The sequence below is a fragment of the Vibrio owensii genome, from assembly GCF_002021755.1.
GTDB lineage: Bacteria > Pseudomonadota > Gammaproteobacteria > Enterobacterales > Vibrionaceae > Vibrio > Vibrio owensii.
Genome location: NZ_CP019959.1, coordinates 3,489,185 through 3,508,057 on the forward strand (window position 1 = coordinate 3,489,185; position 18,873 = coordinate 3,508,057).

General features: G+C 45.9%; 12 protein-coding genes. 3 read left to right on the forward strand and 9 right to left on the reverse strand.

Annotation, left to right across the window (positions count from 1 at the left end; translation table 11 throughout):
- Positions 1-19 precede the first annotated feature (19 nt).
- The 3 genes from A9237_RS16305 to A9237_RS16315 all read right to left on the reverse strand — a co-directional run bounded on the left by A9237_RS16305 (position 20) and on the right by A9237_RS16315 (position 3,267).
- On the reverse strand, positions 20-1,546 hold the full coding sequence (locus tag A9237_RS16305; RefSeq protein WP_005451899.1) for a tripartite tricarboxylate transporter permease: 1,527 nt from the start codon (positions 1,544-1,546) through the stop codon (positions 20-22).
- A 20-nt stretch (positions 1,547-1,566) separates the two neighbouring features.
- A complete protein-coding gene (locus A9237_RS16310; RefSeq protein ID WP_005451900.1) occupies positions 1,567-2,061 on the reverse strand; it encodes a tripartite tricarboxylate transporter TctB family protein in 495 nt (164 codons plus the stop codon).
- A gap of 228 nt (positions 2,062-2,289) precedes the next feature.
- Positions 2,290-3,267: a tripartite tricarboxylate transporter substrate binding protein gene (locus tag A9237_RS16315; protein WP_009704382.1), complete on the reverse strand. Its 978-nt coding sequence runs from the start codon at positions 3,265-3,267 to the stop codon at positions 2,290-2,292.
- 284 nt (positions 3,268-3,551) lie between these two features.
- On the opposite strand from A9237_RS16315, the gene A9237_RS16320 reads away from it, so the two are divergent.
- Positions 3,552-3,950 (forward strand): GFA family protein, encoded by a 399-nt coding sequence (locus A9237_RS16320; protein ID WP_039985485.1) that lies wholly within the window; start codon positions 3,552-3,554, stop codon positions 3,948-3,950.
- Between the two features lie 158 nt (positions 3,951-4,108).
- On the opposite strand, the gene A9237_RS16325 is transcribed toward A9237_RS16320, so the two are convergent.
- Positions 4,109-4,558, reverse strand: a complete 450-nt coding sequence (locus A9237_RS16325) for a GNAT family N-acetyltransferase (RefSeq protein ID WP_078608667.1) — start codon at positions 4,556-4,558, stop codon at positions 4,109-4,111.
- 92 nt (positions 4,559-4,650) lie between these two features.
- Positions 4,651-5,139: a prepilin-type N-terminal cleavage/methylation domain-containing protein gene (locus A9237_RS16330; protein WP_078608668.1), complete on the reverse strand. Its 489-nt coding sequence runs from the start codon at positions 5,137-5,139 to the stop codon at positions 4,651-4,653.
- 517 nt (positions 5,140-5,656) lie between these two features.
- Here A9237_RS16330 and A9237_RS16335 point away from each other — a divergent pair.
- The gene (locus A9237_RS16335) at positions 5,657-8,785 is read left to right on the forward strand and encodes an HD domain-containing phosphohydrolase (protein WP_078608669.1); all 3,129 of its coding nucleotides are present in this window, start codon (positions 5,657-5,659) and stop codon (positions 8,783-8,785) included.
- A gap of 207 nt (positions 8,786-8,992) precedes the next feature.
- The gene (locus tag A9237_RS16340; protein WP_078608745.1) at positions 8,993-12,136 is read left to right on the forward strand and encodes an HD domain-containing phosphohydrolase; all 3,144 of its coding nucleotides are present in this window, start codon (positions 8,993-8,995) and stop codon (positions 12,134-12,136) included.
- A gap of 26 nt (positions 12,137-12,162) precedes the next feature.
- On the opposite strand, the gene A9237_RS16345 is transcribed toward A9237_RS16340, so the two are convergent.
- From A9237_RS16345 to tssK, 4 genes are read right to left on the reverse strand one after another with little or no spacing between them, the layout of a single operon-like run.
- Complete coding sequence (locus A9237_RS16345; RefSeq protein WP_078608670.1) at positions 12,163-12,879, reverse strand: protein kinase domain-containing protein; 717 nt, start codon at positions 12,877-12,879, stop codon at positions 12,163-12,165.
- 2 nt (positions 12,880-12,881) lie between these two features.
- Positions 12,882-16,271, reverse strand: a complete 3,390-nt coding sequence (gene tssM / locus A9237_RS16350) for a type VI secretion system membrane subunit TssM (protein WP_078608671.1) — start codon at positions 16,269-16,271, stop codon at positions 12,882-12,884.
- Positions 16,268-17,521, reverse strand: a complete 1,254-nt coding sequence (icmH, locus tag A9237_RS16355; RefSeq protein ID WP_078608672.1) for a type IVB secretion system protein IcmH/DotU — start codon at positions 17,519-17,521, stop codon at positions 16,268-16,270. Before icmH ends, tssM begins: the two co-directional genes overlap by 4 nt.
- Before the next feature lie 6 nt (positions 17,522-17,527).
- A complete protein-coding gene (gene tssK / locus A9237_RS16360) occupies positions 17,528-18,859 on the reverse strand; it encodes a type VI secretion system baseplate subunit TssK (RefSeq protein ID WP_009696959.1) in 1,332 nt (443 codons plus the stop codon).
- Positions 18,860-18,873 lie beyond the last annotated feature (14 nt).

An 18,873-nucleotide genomic window follows, 5' to 3' on the forward strand; every position in this document is an offset into this window, starting at 1 on the left:
TGAGGGAGAGATAGAATGCTTATTGCTCAACTTTTACTGGTTGTGCTTTAAGCTTTTGAAAGAGTTTTACAAACAGTGGACTGCCAAGTACCAATACCGCGAGTACTGTAAATGTCAGTGTGATTGGGCGTTCCCATAAGAAGCTCAGTTCACCGTCGGAAATCATCAATGCACGGCGTAGGTTCTCTTCCATTAATCCACCAAGGATAAAGCCAAGCAACAGCGGTGCGAGAGGGAAGTTTGCCAGCCTTAGCGCGATGGCGGCCATTGCCACAAGTAACATCACAAACACGTCCATGGTGTTGAAAGAAACCAGATACACACCGGTGATAGAGAAGAACAGAATCATCGGCAACAACACGGTTCTTGGTACGGCCAACAGCTTTGAGATGTATGGGATCAGCGGTAGGTTAAGAATAACCAACACAATGTTGCCGAAGTACATGGAGATAATTACCGACCAGAACACATCTGGATGCTCAACAAACAGACGAGGACCCGGTTGAATACCGTAGGCGATTAATGCTCCTAGCATAATTGCGGTTGTACCAGAGCCCGGGATACCAAGGGTCAATAGAGGAACGAAAGAACCACTTGATGCTGCGTTGTTCGCAGACTCTGGAGCAACCAAACCTCGGATGCTGCCTTTACCAAACTGTTCTTTTTTATCCTTTGGAGCAAGGTTACGTTCCATGCCGTAACTTAAGAAGGCGGCGATGGTTGCACCTGCGCCCGGAAGCACACCAGTAAAGAAGCCAAGGATTGAAGAGCGAATAGAAACTGGCGCCACTTCTTTGATTTCTTCCTTGGTGACTTTCATCGAACCAATGTTGCTCAGCTTATCTTGTTCTTCATCACGTGTGTCCTCGGAAGGCTTCAAAATACCCATCAACGTTTCACCAAGCGCAAAGGTCGCCATCGCCAACAATAGGAAGCTGAAACCATCCATCAAATCTGTAAGACCAAAGGTGAAGCGTTCAACACCGACGCCTTTATCAATACCGACGGTAGACAGCATCAAGCCCAGAATGGTCATCATCCACGCTTTGATCACTTGTCCTTTACCTGCGAACGCAGCCACGGCGGATAAGCCAAGAAGCATTAGCGCAAAGTAGTCTGAAGATTGGAAGCTTAGCGAGACGTTAGCCAATGCTGGTGCCGCTACAAGCAGCATGATGGCTGAGAGCGTGCCGCCAGTGAAAGAAGAGTAAGCCGCCAGCGCAAGTGCTTTACCTGCTTGTCCTTTCTGTGCCATTGGGTAGCCATCAAACGCGGTTACTACGGTTGAAGAACAACCCGGTGCGTTGATAAGAATAGAAGAAGTTGAACCACCAAATACCGCACCATAGTAAACACCAGCCATCAGAATCAGACCTGAAGACGGATCCAACCCATAGGTGATAGGAATCATCAGAGCGATGGCAGAAATAGGACCAAGCCCCGGTAGCATGCCGATAAACGTACCGACGAAACAGCCAACAATCACCATCATGATGTTCATTGGCATCACGGCGGTGGATAAACCTTGTAGAATTCCATCTAACATAATTCAGTCCTTTCTTTTGACTACCAGATGGTGAAAATCAGACCAGGCTCAAGGTAGATATCCAGACCTTGAGTGAGCAACAAGTAAAACGCGATAACGAACGGGAATGAGGCTCCAAACAACACCGATTTACGTCGTTCGCCAAGAAGGTAAAAGCCCGCAAGTAGGAAGAATCCTGTCGCTAATACAAAGCCGATGTAAGTCAAACCCAGACCATAAAGCGCCATCAAAACTAAAAAGGCGATGAGCAGTTTCCAATTGAATGACATCACAGCGCCGCTTTGTTTATCGGGCTGACCAGTGACCAATAGCATTAGCGCTAAACCAATCCCGACGTAGGTCAGAATGGTCGGTAAGGTGCGAGCCGTGAAGGGTTCGTATTCATCCCCGGGAAAGAGAGGGATTTGCGTGGTTTGGTAGCCATAGCATAGGCAAAACAATAAAAAGATCATCGCGCCGACACGATCGCGGCACAGCAGATTCTCTTTGGTAAAAATATTGGTTGAATGAGACATATCCAACTCCTAGAACAACAGGAAAAGACCGTATATGGGCGTTAATGAAGAAGGACTAAGTCATTAACAATTAAGCGCATCGCTGCTAGTCGAGTTACTTAGTGTTTACCAATCAATAAACAAAGGAGTTTTTACTTGTCGATTATCGACAATGCCCATATACGGTGAAATTAGAGTGCAAATACAACTGGGGCTAGGGATAGCTAACCCCATAAACTCGGATGGGAGTTATTGCTTCTTCAGGAAACCTAATTCGCGCATTAGATCGCCCATTTGCTGCTCTTGCTCTTCTAGGAACGCGAAGAACTCTTTATCCGCTTTGTAGTTGTCAATCCAACCATTGCGGTCACGAACAACTTGCCATTCGTCCGTTTTGTACATTTTGGTCAGAGCCGCGTTCCATTCGTCGAGCTTGGCTTGGCTTGTGCCAGGAGCGGCAAAGAAGCCACGCCAGTTCGCGAACACAGTCTCATTGCCATATTCTTTCAGGGTAGGGATGTTTGGTGCAGCGTCTAGACGTTTTGGTGCCGTAATCGCCAGTACTTTTACCTGACCAGATTTCGACATCTCTAATACTTCGCCAAGACCGGTTGAAAGCAATTGTGTTTCGCCAGATAGAAGTGCGGCCATTGCTTTGCCACCAGCGTCATACGCGATGTAGCGAACTTTACGTGCGTCAAAACCTTCGCCTTTAAATGCGGCCGCGACGACTAGGTGATCCATCGAGCCTCGTGCAGAACCGCCAGCGATTTTTACTTTACGTGGGTTAGATTCGAAATCTTTGACCACATCTTCCCATGTGTTGTACTTCGAATCTGCGGAAGTCACGATAGCGCCGTAGTCAGCAATCGTTGCGGCTACTGGCGTCAGATCTCGGAAGGATTGCGGGAAGATACCCGTCAGTGAACGAACAACGATTGGGGTTGAGTTGACCATCAGCGTGTCAGGTTGGCGCTCAGCGGTTTCGATGAGGTGCGCAATGGCTTTACCACCACCGCCACCAGAGAGGTTTTGGAAAGAGACATTCTCAACGATGTCGGATTTAACCAGTACATCACCTGTGCCACGAGCTGTCATATCCCAACCGCCACCAGCACCACCAGGGATTAGGAAATGGAGTTTTTCAACATCAGCAGCAAAAGCGTGGAAAGAAAATGAGGCTGCAATGATGGATGCGGCGAGCGTTGGTTTGAGTACCTTTAACATGTTTCACGTTCCTTATGTTGGTGACTCTCTTGTTTTGAAGAGTCTTATTATTTGTTCTCCTAACGAGGTAGGGAGACTCGCTAGTGATGAGCTAAAGGTTAATAAGGTGTTAACGTGATGTCTCTAATGCGTAGATAAAGAGAATATTGAGCATAAGCGACATTTTGTTCATAAAGTTCACGCAAACATGCCGGCCGGAGAATGTGGCGAAAGACTAGGTTGGTCACATCAATTAAGAGTCTAAAACCGCCATAATGATGGAGGTTGAATAGGGAGGAACAGCGATGAAAGGAACATGTTTATGTGGCGCTATTGAAGTGACCGCACCTCAACACAATGAAGTGAGCTTTTGTCATTGCGATATGTGTCGAAAGTGGTCAAGTGGGCCTCTGCATGCGGTGCATTGCGGCCCCGGTGTGACATTTAGTGGTGCTGAGCCTAAACGTTATCAATCATCCCAGTGGGCAGTACGAGGTTTTTGTGCTGAATGCGGCACGAACATCTATTACCATTTATTGGCAACGGATGAATACATTCTTTCCGCCGGGTTATTTAATGAGCCAGATTTCAAATTGAGTTTAGAAATATTCACCGATGAGAAGCCTGCGTACTATGATCTGCAGCCACACAGCAAGAAAATGACAGCTCAAGAAGTGTTTGACCAATATGCGCCAGAAGAGTAGGTAATCATGAAGTTTCTTTGGTTAAAGATATTACTGACGGTAGCGGTATTTGCAGGTTTGTTTTTGATTGTCTATCAGCAAGTACAAAGTGGCGTAGGTTGAACATAAAAAGCCGAGTACAACTCGGCTTTTCGCTATTTGCTCACTTTTGGGTTTGATTACTTAAGCATGTGAACATAGTTATAAAACTTGACATCGCGTACGTAACCGTGTTTCTCATACACAGATTGAGCGGCTTTGTTGTCTATGCCTGTGTTTAACATAACAAAGGCAGAGTCAGTCTCTTTCGCCAGTAGGTCTGCTTGTTCCAATAAGCGTTCACCAATCCCTCGCTTTCTCTGGGATGAATCCACGTACAAATCGTAGAGAAGCCAAATCTTTTTCATTTCTAACGAACAGAAGAGTGGATAAAGCTGCGCAAAACCAAGCGTTTGCCCACTTTCATCAGTCGCGTAGTACACGACTGATTCTTCATTCTCAATGCGAGATTTGATAAAAGCCTCGGGATCTTTATCTGAAACATCGACTTGGTAGAACTCAAGATACTTCAGGTAAAGAGGGGCAATTTTCGCAACGTCGGAGGCGTCTGCTTTTTTTACAACGATCATAATAAAACCTCAAAGGCATACAGGACGTTAGCAAGCATACGCCTAATGTGCAGTAAGGCTTTCCGGTAATCTAATCTCTCTAAAATGATGAGCTAGCAATAGTCGTAGAATTTACTCACTTTCAGCTCATCCATGGCCACGATGCCTTCTACATCGAAAGCCGTGAAAGGACGATGAATATTGATAAAACAGCCCGAATCTCGGATTTGTTGTAGGGATTTCTCCTTACCTAAATAGACCAGCAATGAAGGTGTTTCCGTCGAGCCCATATTGGCAAGATTGAACCCATCGATTTCCATTGCATTCGCCACGTTAAAATCATCCAACGCGAGTGAACCCATTCGAATATAAATGTCATGCTCTGACAGTTTTGCCAACGGTTCCTTTTCAACGCCTTGTATTTTGGCCTTGGTCATCACGACCTCATTGGTAGCATGAAAAGCACCAACGAATGCTTCTAGGGTATTGATTCGAGCCTCGCGTTGCATTTGCATCATCTTAGGTGCAGAAAACAGTCCAATGATCGCCAGTACTATAACCGCAACCACCACTTCTGTTAGGGAGAATCCTTTTTGTTTCATAGAGATTTCTTATAAATGGGGTGTAACACAAAAGAGGTGACATGGTAGCGAGCGAAGTGCTCAGGATAAATTTGAGATGAACGATTGTTTCAACAGATAAAACCTATCAGTGCTTATTCTCATCCAAATACAAGCGATGCTTTTTTCTTATTTTCACGACAAGCAGTGTGTATTGATTCCCACTAGTATAAACATTGAGCTTATTAGAAAGGTGGTGTCGATGTAGGTGTTGTCTGGTTTTGTGAATGCCTTTTGAAGAATGGATTTGCTTGCGATATGCATCAAAAAATAATCGCTGTTAACCATCAATTTGAGTCAATTAACAAGTAATAAATTTGGTTCTGTGAAGGACAATCTTATTTATCGGATCGTTTTAAACATAGGTTTTGCAAAATTGATAGCAAATATTACGTTGTATAAGTCTACGCTTATGTATGGGGTTATTTAGTATTTTGATAGTAAATGGTGATGTAAAGCCGACAGTTTTGGCACTTTATGGTGATGCCGGGGCGCAAGAATGAAACGCAGTTCTGAGCTAAAAAGTAAATATTCAATCAAGTTTATTGTAAGTAGCATGTTCATGTTAGTGACGGCACTTACGGCGATCTTTGCTATGGGTATGCAGTATTACTTTGGGCAGAAAATGTCGCAGGAGCACGTCATCTCAAGGTTGAGTACGGCAGCGGCAGATGTAAGTGAATACATTCACCAAGTCGATAGCAATGCGATCAGCAGTACAAGAATGCTCAAGAGCTTTCTTTCTATGTCTGACCACAACTTTTCTGAAAAAGAAATTCTCACCTTGTTTGCTCAAGTTTTGGATGAAAACCCGTTCATTCAAAGCTTGTATGTGGGTAGCGAGAATGACGATTTCTTTCAAATCATTAACCTAAAAACCTCGGTAACGATTCGTGATAAGATGAGCGCCGATGCGGTAGATCGCTGGGCCATCGCTAAAGCCACTGGGATTGGTCCGGATAGACAAATGATTGTGTCGTACGTGGACAGCAACTTTAATGTGAATCGAACCGTTGCGAGCAAAACGTCATTTTATCCTACCCGCAGACCATGGTTTATCGGGGCAACAGAAACAAACGTCTATAAGACCGAGCCTTACCTGTTTAAAAATATGAAGGTCACGGGGCAGAGCTATGCGATCCGCAGTGGTAAAGATGTTATCGGTATCGATATTGAACTGTCGACACTGAACTCAAAAATCGCGTCAACCGCACTGGGTATGAGTTTAGAAAGTGGGGCGGAGTCTTTTATCTTCAACCATAAGGGTGAAGTGATCGCGTCGAACATCGATCTAGAACGCGATATCGAAGTGCCACCGTCTGAACCTTTAGTGCTGACTGAGCCTCAACGTGCGCTTGTAATGAACTCACCGGCATTGTTGGTCTCGAACCAAAACGACTGGGGACCTTATGACTTTTCTCAAGCCGGTGAACCGCAAGGCTATGCCGTCGATTTGTTGAGAATTCTCTCTCAGCAAACCGGCTTAGAGTTCGATTTTATCAATGGTTTTGAATCGATCACGTTGTCGAAAAAGTACTTGAGAGGCACCATTGATGTTCTGCATTCCGTGTCTGGTGAAGTGCCTGAGTACGGCGAGCAAAGCGCTACCATGTACACCGCAGACTTGGCGATAGCAGGGAAAAGCCAACGTTTCATTCCTATTTCTCTTGAAAATTTCACTGATGAAGTGGGCGTTGTTTGCGGGTTTGGCATGAAGGAGTGGTTACAAGAAAACTACCCTAAGCTGAACATCGTTGAATTTGAAAGCTTAAGTGATGCGAAAGAAGCGCTAGAGAAAGGCGAGATACCTTATTTGGTTGATACCTATTTGACGTTGGATGAATTGAATGGCTTGGAGAAAACATCGACCGTTACGGTAAGAAAACTGGATGCGAAGCCTGTGCCTTATCACATTTACATTAACCAAAAGCACGCGGGTTTGTTAGAGGTGCTCAACCTTGCCATCGAGTCGATTACACCGGAGCAAAGAGAAGCGCTAACGCAAAAATGGCTGGAATCAAACCATTGGCGCGGAACGTTTGTGCCATACCCAGAAGTATTTCAACTGTCGAAAGATACGTCTAACTACAACACCATGGTGAGACGAAGCATTGAAGGGCAAAACTACTTTGTTTATGTCACGCCAATTTCAAGCTCTAGTGGCGGTGATGACTACTTTTCGGTAGTGATTCCGAAAGAAATCGTCACCGATGCAGTAACAAAGCGCTTGTTTAACTCGCTGTTGTTTACAGCCTTGGTCATGTTAGGTCTTTTCCCTCTTGCTTGGCGACTTGGCACACCAATGACGCGTTCAATTTACGCGCTGAAAGCAAGAACGAGAAAGATCCGTGCTCGTCGCTTCGATAAAGTGTGGCCGATGACGACGCGAGTAAAAGAGATTGATGAACTCTCAGATGCAATGATGGAAATGGTGGCCGAGATTCAGTCACACGAGAAGCAGCAAGAAGAGTTTGTTGAAGCCTTTATTCGCCTTATCGCACAAGCGATCGATGACAAGTCACCATACACCGCAGGGCATTGTAACCGAGTGCCAGAAATCGGCATGATGCTGGCGGAAGCGGCTGAAAAATGTCAAAGCGGTAAATTCAAAAACTTCGCCTTCCAAAATGATGCTGAGCGAAGAGAGTTCCGTATCGCGGCTTGGTTGCACGACTGCGGCAAAATCACAACACCAGAGCACATCGTTGATAAAGGCACCAAGCTAGAGGCGAACTACAACCGAATCAATGAAATTCGCACTCGATTTGAAGTGTTGCGCAGAGACCTAGAGATCGAATACCTAAACGCCTTGTTACGTGGCGAGGTAGACAAAGACGTCGCAAAAGCCGAGTTTGAAGAAAAAGTACGTCAGCTCAACGATGACTTTGAGTTTATCGCTAATGCAAACATTGGTGGTGAGTTCATGAGTGAAGATAAGATCGAACGCGTGAAGCAAATCGCTGAGAAAACGTGGTTACGATACTTTGATGACCGCTTAGGTTTGTCACCATTTGAAGAAATGAACAAGCCAGCTTCTAACACGCAGCTGCCTATTAGGGAAAAACTGTTGGAAGACAAGCCAGAACATATCATCAAGCGTATTCGCCCTGTTGAGTTTGCGCCGGAGCATGGCATTCAAATGCAAGTACCGGAGCATCAGTACAACATGGGTGAAGTTTATAACCTGACGATTTCTCGCGGTACGCTGACACCAGAAGATCGCTTCAAAATCAATGAACACATGATCAGTGGCATTAAGATGCTAGAGGCCTTGCCGTTCCCACCAGAGCTAAGCAATGTTCCGCGTTATGCGTCTACTCACCACGAGACGCTGAAAGGGACAGGATACCCTCGTAAGTTGAGTGCGGATGACTTGTCGATTCCAGAGCGCATCCTAGTGATTGCCGATATTTTTGAAGCATTAACGGCGGGAGACCGACCTTACAAGAAAGCAAAGCCAGTGAGTGTGGCTATCGATATCATGTATAAGATGGCGTTGGATGAGCATTTGGATATGGACCTGTTCTTGTTGTTCCTAGAGAGCGGCGTTTACCTCGAATACGCGAAGAAGTTTATGCCAGAAACGCAAGTGGACGAGGTTGATATTCAAAAGTATCTCTCTCACTGAATCACAATGGTTTAACCCTCCCAAAAACATCAGCTAAGAGCGGTACTTCGGTATCGCTCTTTTTTATTGCGTAAAAGTGATCTCTGGCTTGTATGCGACGCAAGTCTCTGAAAAATATCTACTAGACTTGAAAAGTATATGCTTCAGGTTGCTTTGATAAAGCGAGTTGCTGAGTTTGTTGTTGAAGCCATCGGAGGGCTTTATCGCGTGAAGACTAAATCTGGTACCCCTCGTAAATTTTCGATTAAATTCACCGTCGGGAGTTTGTTTGTTATTGCTACGGCGGTAACGGCGCTGCTTGGACTCGGAATGCAGTATTACTTCGGTAAACAGATGTCGGAAGAACATATCCTGACTCGTTTAACCATGACCGCCAAAGACGTCAGTAATCATATCCATCAAATTGATGCCAGTGCGACCAGTAGCGCGGGTATCTTGCGCAGTGTAGCGGACTTCAGTGATACGCAATTCAGTGTGGATGAAATCCAACGAGTGTTCGTTCAAGCGCTCATCGACAACCCCGTTTTTTACAGTATCTATTTTGCCAATAACAACGAGTATTTCTTCCAAGTCATCAATTTGGAATCGTCCCCAGAAGTTAGAGGAAAGATAGGGGCAACCGCCAATGAGCGCTGGGTCATCATCACCATCAAAGGTGACGGCGAGGAGCGGGTGCGGCAAACCATGTATTACTCGGAATCGCTTGAGGTTGTCCGCCAAACAGAACAGAAAAGTAACTTTTATCCATCTCGCCGACCTTGGTTTGCGGGTGCCTCAAGAGACAGCGTTTACAAAACCGATCCTTATCTGTTTCAGCATTTAAAAATCACCGGGCAGTCTTACTCTGTGCGCAGTAAAGGTGCCGTTATTGGCGTAGATACGGTGCTTTCTTCACTGAGTGAAAAGATCAGTGCTACCGAACTTGGGATGAAGAAAGATGATGGTGTTGAAGCGTTTATATTCAACAATCGTGGTGAAGTGGTCGCGTCCAGCATCAACGTTTTTCACGAAGTTGATATTCCTGATTCATCGCTTTTGGCATTAAGCGAGCAGCAAAAAACCTTGCTAGTTGACCGCGAGTTTGTGGTTTCGAATCAAAACGACTGGGGACCTTACGACTACACCCAGAGCGGCGAACCAGGTGGTTATGCTGTTGATGTGCTCAATCTGGTTTCGCAGAAAACGGGCATGACGTTAGAGTTCGTTAATGGTTTTAGCTCAAGAGAGTTGGAAAAGAAATATCGCAAGGGAGAGATTGATATCCTCCAACCTGTGCTTGGCACACCGTCAGAGTTAGGGATCAAAAGTGATCCTCTGTTCATCGGGCAGCTTGCGATTGCGACGAAAACGACCAATCTAATGCCTAAGTCATTGACGGAATTAGGTGACGACAGTATTGGCGTGGTGGCGGGTTTTGGCATGAAAGAATGGCTACTTGAACGCTATCCGTCACTGAATATTATCGAACAACCGAATCTCGATTTGGCAAAACGAGCGCTGCACATGGGAGATATTCAGTACCTTGTAGACACTTACTTAACCATGGTTGAGATGAAGCGGTTGGTGAAGCTGACCAATATTCATGTCGGGTTGCTCGACGCGCCACCTTTGGAGTTTTCTCTGTTTATGAAGGAGAAAGACAAAGACGTGGTTGAGCTTATCAACCAAGCGATCGCGGCAATTTCACCAGAACAAAAAGTAGCGTTGCAAGAGAAGTGGCTCAAACCTCATCAATGGAGGGGGAGTTTTGCTCCGTATCCCGAGGTCTACGAGTTGGCGATTCAAAAAGACAAACACGACCTAATGAACAAAGTGACCATTGATGGTGAAAGTCGATTTCTCTATCTCACCAAGTTGCATTCTACTCGTGGTACGAGCGATTACTTTGCTGTGATCGTTTCTGGTCAAGTAGTGACTGATGCGGTGACAAGTCGATTGTCTAAAGCGATTGCTATTACGGCGTTCGCAATGATGATTCTCTTCCCATTGGCGTGGAGAGTGGGTTCGCCAATTGTGCGCCCAATTGTTGCGCTGCGAAAAGAGACCATCAAAATCAAGGATCGTCAGTTTGATAAACTCGTCCCGGTAGAAACGCGTATCAAAGAAGTTTCTGATTTGTCCGATTCGGTCACCGAAATGACGCAAGAGATTCAGCATCACGAGCAACAGCAAGAAGAGTTTGTTGAAGCCTTTATTCGCCTTATTGCGCAAGCGATCGATGACAAGTCTCCTTATACTGCGGGGCACTGTAATCGTGTTCCAGAAATTGGCTTGATGTTGGCAGAGGCAGTAGAGAAGTGCGACACCGGTAAGTTCAAAGACTTTAAGTTCAACAATGACGATGAACGACGTGAATTCCGTATCGCGGCTTGGTTACATGACTGTGGCAAGATCACCACGCCAGAGCACATCGTTGATAAAGGTACTAAGTTAGAAGCCAACTACAACCGCATCAATGAAATTCGCACTCGTTTCGAAGTACTAAGGCGAGACGCTGAAGTGGAAATGTGGAAGTCGATATCTACTGGTGAACTGTCAAAAGAAGAGGCGCGAGCCAAGTTCGACCAGCGAGTTGCGCAGTTGGATGAGGACTTCCGATTTGTTGCCAACGCCAACGTGGGTGGTGAGTTCATGAGTGACGATAAGATTGAGCGCATTAAACAAATCGCCCAACAAACTTGGTTGCGTCACTATGATGATCATCTTGGTCTTTCTCCGTTTGAAGAAATGATTAAGCCAAAATCAGACGTGACGCTACCCGTGGTCGAAAACCTTTTAGCGGATAAACCTGACCATATTATCGAGCGCGTTCGCCCAATGGAATTTGCACCAGAACATGGCATTAAGGTGCAAGTACCAGAGCATCAATATAACTTAGGTGAAGTGTACAACCTGACCATTTCCCGCGGGACGTTAACACCAGAAGACCGCTTCAAAATTAACGAGCACATGATCAGTGGCATCAAAATGCTGGGGGCACTGCCATTCCCTCCGGAGTTAAGTAACGTGCCGCGTTACGCTTCGACCCACCATGAGACTCTGAAAGGCACAGGCTATCCGCGTCGGTTGAGTGCGGAAGATTTGTCAACCCCAGAACGCATCTTGGTGATTGCGGATATCTTTGAGGCGCTAACCGCAGGTGATCGACCTTACAAGAAAGCCAAGCCAGTGAGCGTTGCGGTCGACATCATGTACAAGATGGCGTTGGATGAGCATTTGGATATGGACTTGTTCTTGTTGTTCTTAGAAAGCGGTGTTTACCGTGACTATGCCAACAAGTTTATGCCAGCCGAACAGGTTGATGAGGTGGATATTGAGAAGTATCTGAAGTCCAAATCATCGGACGCGTAACCCAGAGAGCATAGAGCGTTGAATCCCTACAGCTTCAAAGAGTGGCGCATTCGTTGCCACTCTTTTTGTATCAGAACTTGGTAGCGTGCTGGTAAATCAATGTTGCTAGGGGTAGGTAGCAGTTCTGCCGCTTCTTGTAGCGAGAGACCAGCAAAGGGATGTTGATCGTGACAGCTGAGCAAGGTCATTGCTAAGGCATAAAAATCATCGTTCTTACTTGCCTGACCGGTACGCAAAAAAGGGCGGGTCGCACTATAGGCTCGGCTAACGGTTGTATGTGAATGCTCTCGGTATTTAGCAGCAACTCGAATCACACTGCCAAAGTCGATAAGCCGAACTTGGTTCTTTGGCGTCACGATGACGTTATGTGGCTTGATATCGCCATGCAGATAACCCGTTTTGTGTAGATTGAGCAAAGCGAATTCAAGCTTGGTTATTAAATCTTGAGGTAATAAATCAGGTTCTATCGCGTTAAGTGTTTTGCCTTCCAGATATTGACTCATTAACCAGTCGGCGTGGTTTTGCGAGCCATAACCATGAAAGTTTGCCCAGTAATCCGACGCGTATTTGGATAGAAAGTCCGCTTCCGCCATCAAAGCCCGTTTCTCAGCCAAGCTTCGCGCTACCTTGATCGCCACAGTGCCATAAAGCTTGTGCTCGCACTGAAACACGTTTTCGCTCAAAGGCGCTACATAAGTAACGCCACAGGCTCTAAACAAGGTTTGGTTGGCGAACGTGTTCATCACTAAATGCTCGCAGGTAACACAAAGCCCGCAAAGAAATTCGGCACAAACGGATTGTTCTGACCTTGAGTTTTAATCGTTAAGCGAACCTTATCGCCATTGTAATCAAACTCAAGTTGGGTACTTTGCGAAGAGGTTGAAGTGACGCGCGGCTCAATCAAGCGGAACCATGCCCAACTGCCTTTAAACTGCTCATTGGCAATCGGCGTTGCTTGTTTTTGTAGGCGCACTGTAAGTGCATCTTGTGCGACAGAATCACCTTTCCAGCTCTGTTGTGTCCACAGCATCGGACCGTGTTGATAGGTGAAAATCGGTTTTTCAGCCCGAATGGAAAACTCAGTCAGTGCCGAGCTCATCTCTGTTGGTTTCATCTGGAATTGAATCGCAACGTTTTTCGGGTCAGCTAAAAACAGGGCAGAGCGAATGTCTTTGGCTTTATCAAACATCAGCCAAATCGCAGGATCTAACGCAAAGCCAGTATTTGGCAGTAAGCCGGACATAAATGGCGCACGTTGCTCTGTCGAGAAGCCTTTCAACATGGTTTGATAGAAGGTGTCCAATGTGCCATCTGTCTTGAAGAAGGCAGCAACATCCGCCGTGCTTGCGTCGCTGTTGGCACTTTTCTTAAACGGGTAGAAAGCCGCGATGGTGTTTTCATAAGGCTGGTAGACTTCGCTGTTCCACATACTATTAAGGTATTGGTGAGCTAAGTTCATCACTAACTCATTGGTTTGCACTGTCACGTAGTCAATCACTTCACCGGATAGCGTTGGCTGGGAATCGGTCAGTGACGCCAACTGTGCGACAGGGTTTTGCGCTTTTAAACCGGCGGATAGCGTTTCGTAAGCCACTTTGTCTGGCGTGTTGGATTTGTAGAACTGATCGAGCCATTTAGCCGTGTTCGCAAAACCTTCCAGAACGGAATCTATTGGTTTCTTACCCTGATCATCTGGCGTCACTTGTTTGTGGAAATCGTTAAACGTCAGTGTGATTTGGCGAGCTGATTCCTTTTTCTCGTTGTCTTGCGCAGCATCGGCAATCTCTTCATCGGTCTTCTTCTTCGCATCTTTTGGCTCAGGTAGAAGAACCGAAGTGTAGTTGCTGATGGTGGTAAACAGCTTAGACATTGGATTGTTTGAGGCATTGTTGAGCACGTTCAAGCTGGCATTCAACTGCTCAGAACCGGAAATGGTTTTCACCTCGATGCTGTTAATAAAATCGCGCCAATAATTGATGTAATCGTTCTGGTACATGCGCTTTAAATCGTGGCTGATTCTATGCATCTCTAGCGCGCTTGGTGCTTGCCCTGCGATGCCTTCATAAGCGGATAACGCTTCGATAAGAAGAGGGGATTCCACCGAAAGATCCAACTCGTTAAAGCCAGTCGGTGTGTACAAGTAAGGCACGAAGTAACCCACGTAACCAGGTTTGAATTGGTATATTTGGTTGAAGTTGGAGCCAAGTTCTTTACGCACATCGATGCGCTTCTCGTACGCATGATCGTTCAAAATGTGTTGGTAGAGTAGCGTCTCGATGTTGGATTGATTGATGACTTGCTTCGCCAGCCCTTCAAGCTCTTGATTGGCAGTTGTCGCCACCAAGTGCTGGTTAAACACATCGTCGAGCAACACTTTGAGCTGAGCAACGTTGGTTTTGTCCGCTTCGCCTTGATGCTCTAAGTTTGCTAGGAAGTAGCTTTTGAGCTCTTCAATGTTGGTGCGATTTTTATCAAACAACAGTCGATAGTCGTTCAACAATTCGAGTGTTCTGGCTTGATCTTCCAAGTTCACATACACATACAAGTCGCTCTCAATGGTGTGCGCCATAGAAGGGATCAGCACTTGTTGCAGCTCTTTGGTGTAAGCCGCTTCAACTTCTGGTTTGATGGTCGCATTCGGTAGGAATGGCAATGTATACCAAGGTTCAGGCTCCTGATATAACGCGTAAATGCGATGCATGGTGTACAGGTTTGGAATGTTGCCCACCAAATCTTCTTTGCTGTATGGCTGTGCTGCGATCGCTTCTTTGTAACGCTCTAACATGCCATCGGCTTTGGCTTCACGATTGGTTTGATAATCGAAGTCGAGCTTGAGAATCGTCAGTGTACCAATCAATAAACCGAGCCAAATTAGGGTGTAGGCGGTTTGGCTGAACCACAACCAATTCTCTTTATGGCGGTTAACCCCGACTAAAGTGTTTTCATTTAGCACTACATGAGACATCAAATGCTGAGCAAACAAGGTTTGTTGAACAGGCATTTGTTGGTGTTGCTGATATTGCTCATTGCCGAGGGACTGATTGACCACGTTCGCCAGTAAATCATGCTGTGCGAAATCACTGCCACTGTGGGTAAAGTAGAAGCCGCGGAAGTTGAGCCCATCTGTGTATTGGTCACCTCGATGCAAACGCTGTAAGAAGTGCCACAAATTCTGTTTAAGCAGACCAAATTGGTATGGCGCACCACAAATGGCATTGCGGAAATCTTGGTTAAGTTGCGCTCCCAACGCGTTGCTCATGTTCGAGATTAACTGACCAATGAGGTGGTCGTATTCGTCATTGAACCAATTGGCGTCTATGCCACCATGTTTTTGTACTGGGCTGGTGGCGCCGAACACTTCATTGCGTCTCGCCTCATCAAATGCAGAAAAGAACTGACAGAAATCGCTCACTTGTCCCATGTTGGTTAGGACATTGTAGACAGGTAAGTTCAAACCAAATGAACGATTGAATGCTTTGATTTGCGATTTCAATTGGTCGGCTTTTTGTGAAAGTGTCTCACTATTGCCAACTAATTGTTCAATTTCTGTGGTGAGCAACAAGCCGTTAATCGCTTGTCTCGGACGCCATTTATTTAGGCACTGGCACAGTGTTTTTAAGTAAAGCGGTTGTTGATCTTCGCCCATGCTGACGGAAATCAGAACTGAGTGTTCACTGAGCCAAAATAGAATTGGAAACTCAATGTCGTTACCAAAGTCATCCACCTTATAAGCTTCGTAACCCATCTGCGTGATGATGCTTTTGTCTTTGCTTGGGTTATCACTGAGTAACAGATAAATCGGTTGATCGTAACGGCTGGTTAAGCGCTTTTTACGTTTTTGTACGCCGAGCATTTTCTTGAAGTGGAAGGCGAGTAACTTAGAGCGTTTGATAATTAATGCACGTTCTTGGTCTTGCTCAAGACTCTTTTTCACCTTGTGGTTGATTAACCAAAAGCAAAGCCCAGCAGAGAGCAGTGCCACAATGGTTGTCGTGATGACGCCTGTCCATAAGAAATCAGGATACGCAACAAACCAAGTCAGTAAGCCGCCTAAGATTGCCAGAAGCAGAAGGGTAACAAGGCTCCAAATGATTGCCTTTTTTCTTGTCGGTGTGTTTGGGTTGTCTTGCGTCATTGTGACTCAACCTCGCTTTGATTGTTTTTGTTATGCACCACTAAGCCGTTGACGTTGGCATTCTCTCGATACCAGTTATTGATGGTTTTCGCTTGTTCTGAGTTGTCACATCGAACAATGACGCGAACGTATGAATTGATGTTATCCGCGACAGGTTGATAGTTGGATGTCGGCAGCTGGGCGATAAACTTCTCGGCGTTTTTAAGGTTAGAGAAGGTCGCAAGCTGCACCAGCCAATCAGTGTCTGCTGCAAGACTCGAGACTGGATCGCTCTTCGTCTCTGGCGTGGAAGTTTTCGCTTGTTGCGTCACGGCTTTTGGTTGGCTCGGGACTGGACGAGGTGGTTGAGTGGTATTTACCGCGACTTTATTGCCTTTTAAATCGTCGTCAGTGCTGACATAAACGATGTCTTCCGCACGACCAGATTCAATATAGCGTTGGCTGTACTCACCAAGCTGGACAAAATCTCGTGCCCGCTGTGGTTTGGTTTTGTTGTACCAGAAATAGGTCAGAGCAACGCTCAAACCAATGATAGTTAGGAAAAATAATGTGGTGACAAGGTAACGTTTCTTGCGCGTTGGTTTACGTGTTTTAGGCACCGAAACCTTAGTATGACAATAGATTCCACCGGCTTGTCGGTACTGACTTAAAATCTGCTCTAAGCGGTAGGTAAAACTCTTTAGCTGTTCGCTGCCCGTTTCGCGGTACTGACCTTTAAACCCGATATTGAGAAACAGATAAACCACTTCTAATAAGTCGATCAGCTTGTGCGGTTGGCGCGCTGCTTTCTCAGCCACAGTAAAAAAAAGCTCACCGCCGTTGCGCATACCAAACAGTTCACTGAGTAGGGTTTTGTTCTCCCATCCGCGTTTTTCACCCCAATCGGTGTAGACAATCAACTCATCCAAAACCACGGCATACAGGAAGCAAAGCTTGTCGATCACGGCGACTGGGTAGGTCAACTCGGCGCCTTTGGTTTTAATCTCATTGATGGAAGCCACCAGTTGATGCCTGAGCGTGGTAATGTCTTCGGGCTCCGGTAAAGTGTTGATCTTGAGCGTGACAGCCAGTAACTCAGAACTGATGTTGATCAGCTGATTCTCGGCTTTATCGAAATGATGTAAGAACCCAATATTGGCTTGAGCAGCGTTGACCGAATGCCACTTTACGTCTGGCATGTCGGTGTCTTTACTTACGAAGTCGTTTTCGCTGCTGTCCCAAACTAAGGTATCTTCATCCAAATAGTTCATAACTTACTACCTCAGTGCGTACAGCATCACTTCTAGGTCGCCAACACGTGTATCGACGTGCAGCGCCAGTGCATCGCGGTTTTCAATCATTTCTAACCAATTGCGGTCTGACGTATCCACTTCAAAATACGCTGTACCTTGCATCGGTTTTAGTTCACTTGGCGCAACAGGAAGCGGCGTCAGTTGCACGCCAGAAAGGGCATTACGCACAATCTCGACAATTTTGTTATTGCTGCTGAGTTTCGCTGCTGCAGGGAACAATTCGTTAAGCTCGGTGCTGCTGATATTGGAACGGACACTTAGAACGAATCGGCGATCGGACAGGTTGTGACCATCTTTCACCAACGTGCGCAGCAAGCGTCGTCGTTCAAACAATGAAGTATCGAAGACAAACTCAATCACAGAGTCTTGTTGAACCAGCGTGAGCATATTGCGCAGATTCGAAAAAAGCGGATTAAAGCAATCATACAGACGATGGAAATCTAACGGCTGACACGGTTCTGGAATCGCGGGTGTAGATGCCATGACTTGCGCTTCAAACTTGCGTAGCTCCAAATAAAGCTGATGGGTTTGAAACTTTGGATTCGACAAAGATAAATCAAACCACGGAAGCCAAGTGTTGAGTGTTTGCAGCCACAGGTAATCCTGCATCATCGACTGTGGGCTCTTTTGCCCTTGTCCGGCTTGAATACGTTTGAGCAAGCTGGTGGCACGGTTAGAGGTGAGGGCATGAATCTCTTTCAAACGCTCAACCAATAACTGTGATGCACCATAATGCAAACACGCAGGAATAAAGGAACGGTCTAGCATCACTTCGCCCGTTTCACTGCATTCCAATACTTTGGCGAAAGGAATCAGGGTAAAGCCCGAAGTGTCTTCGCCTTCTAGTTTTATCGCTATATTGAGCTGTGCGACGTCTACCTCAACGCTGGCATTCTCAGAGGTTGAAGTATCAAACACATTGATAGTGCGTGTGAGATAGCGGCTTTGTTCCGATTCATCATTGGCGTAATCATTATTGCCTTGCAGAGAAACAGGCAGCGCTAAGTAAGCCATTTTCTCAATCGTACCGTGCGGCACATCTCTGGCGACTTCGCGTTTCAGTTCGAAATGCGTGCCATCTGGGAACAAACCCGCGCTAGAAGAGACGGAAAGCTTGCCAATTTTAAGTAGATCGTGATTGATCACCAAGTCGGTCACACCATAGTAAGGGGCATAACCAGCAAGCGTTTCGACGTTTTGTCTGACGTAGTTTTGTGTGTATCTGTCTTGTTGTTGAAAGTGTTGTGGGGCAATGAACATACCTTCTTGCCAAACGACTTTTTTATATGCGTCCACGTGATTTCCCTATC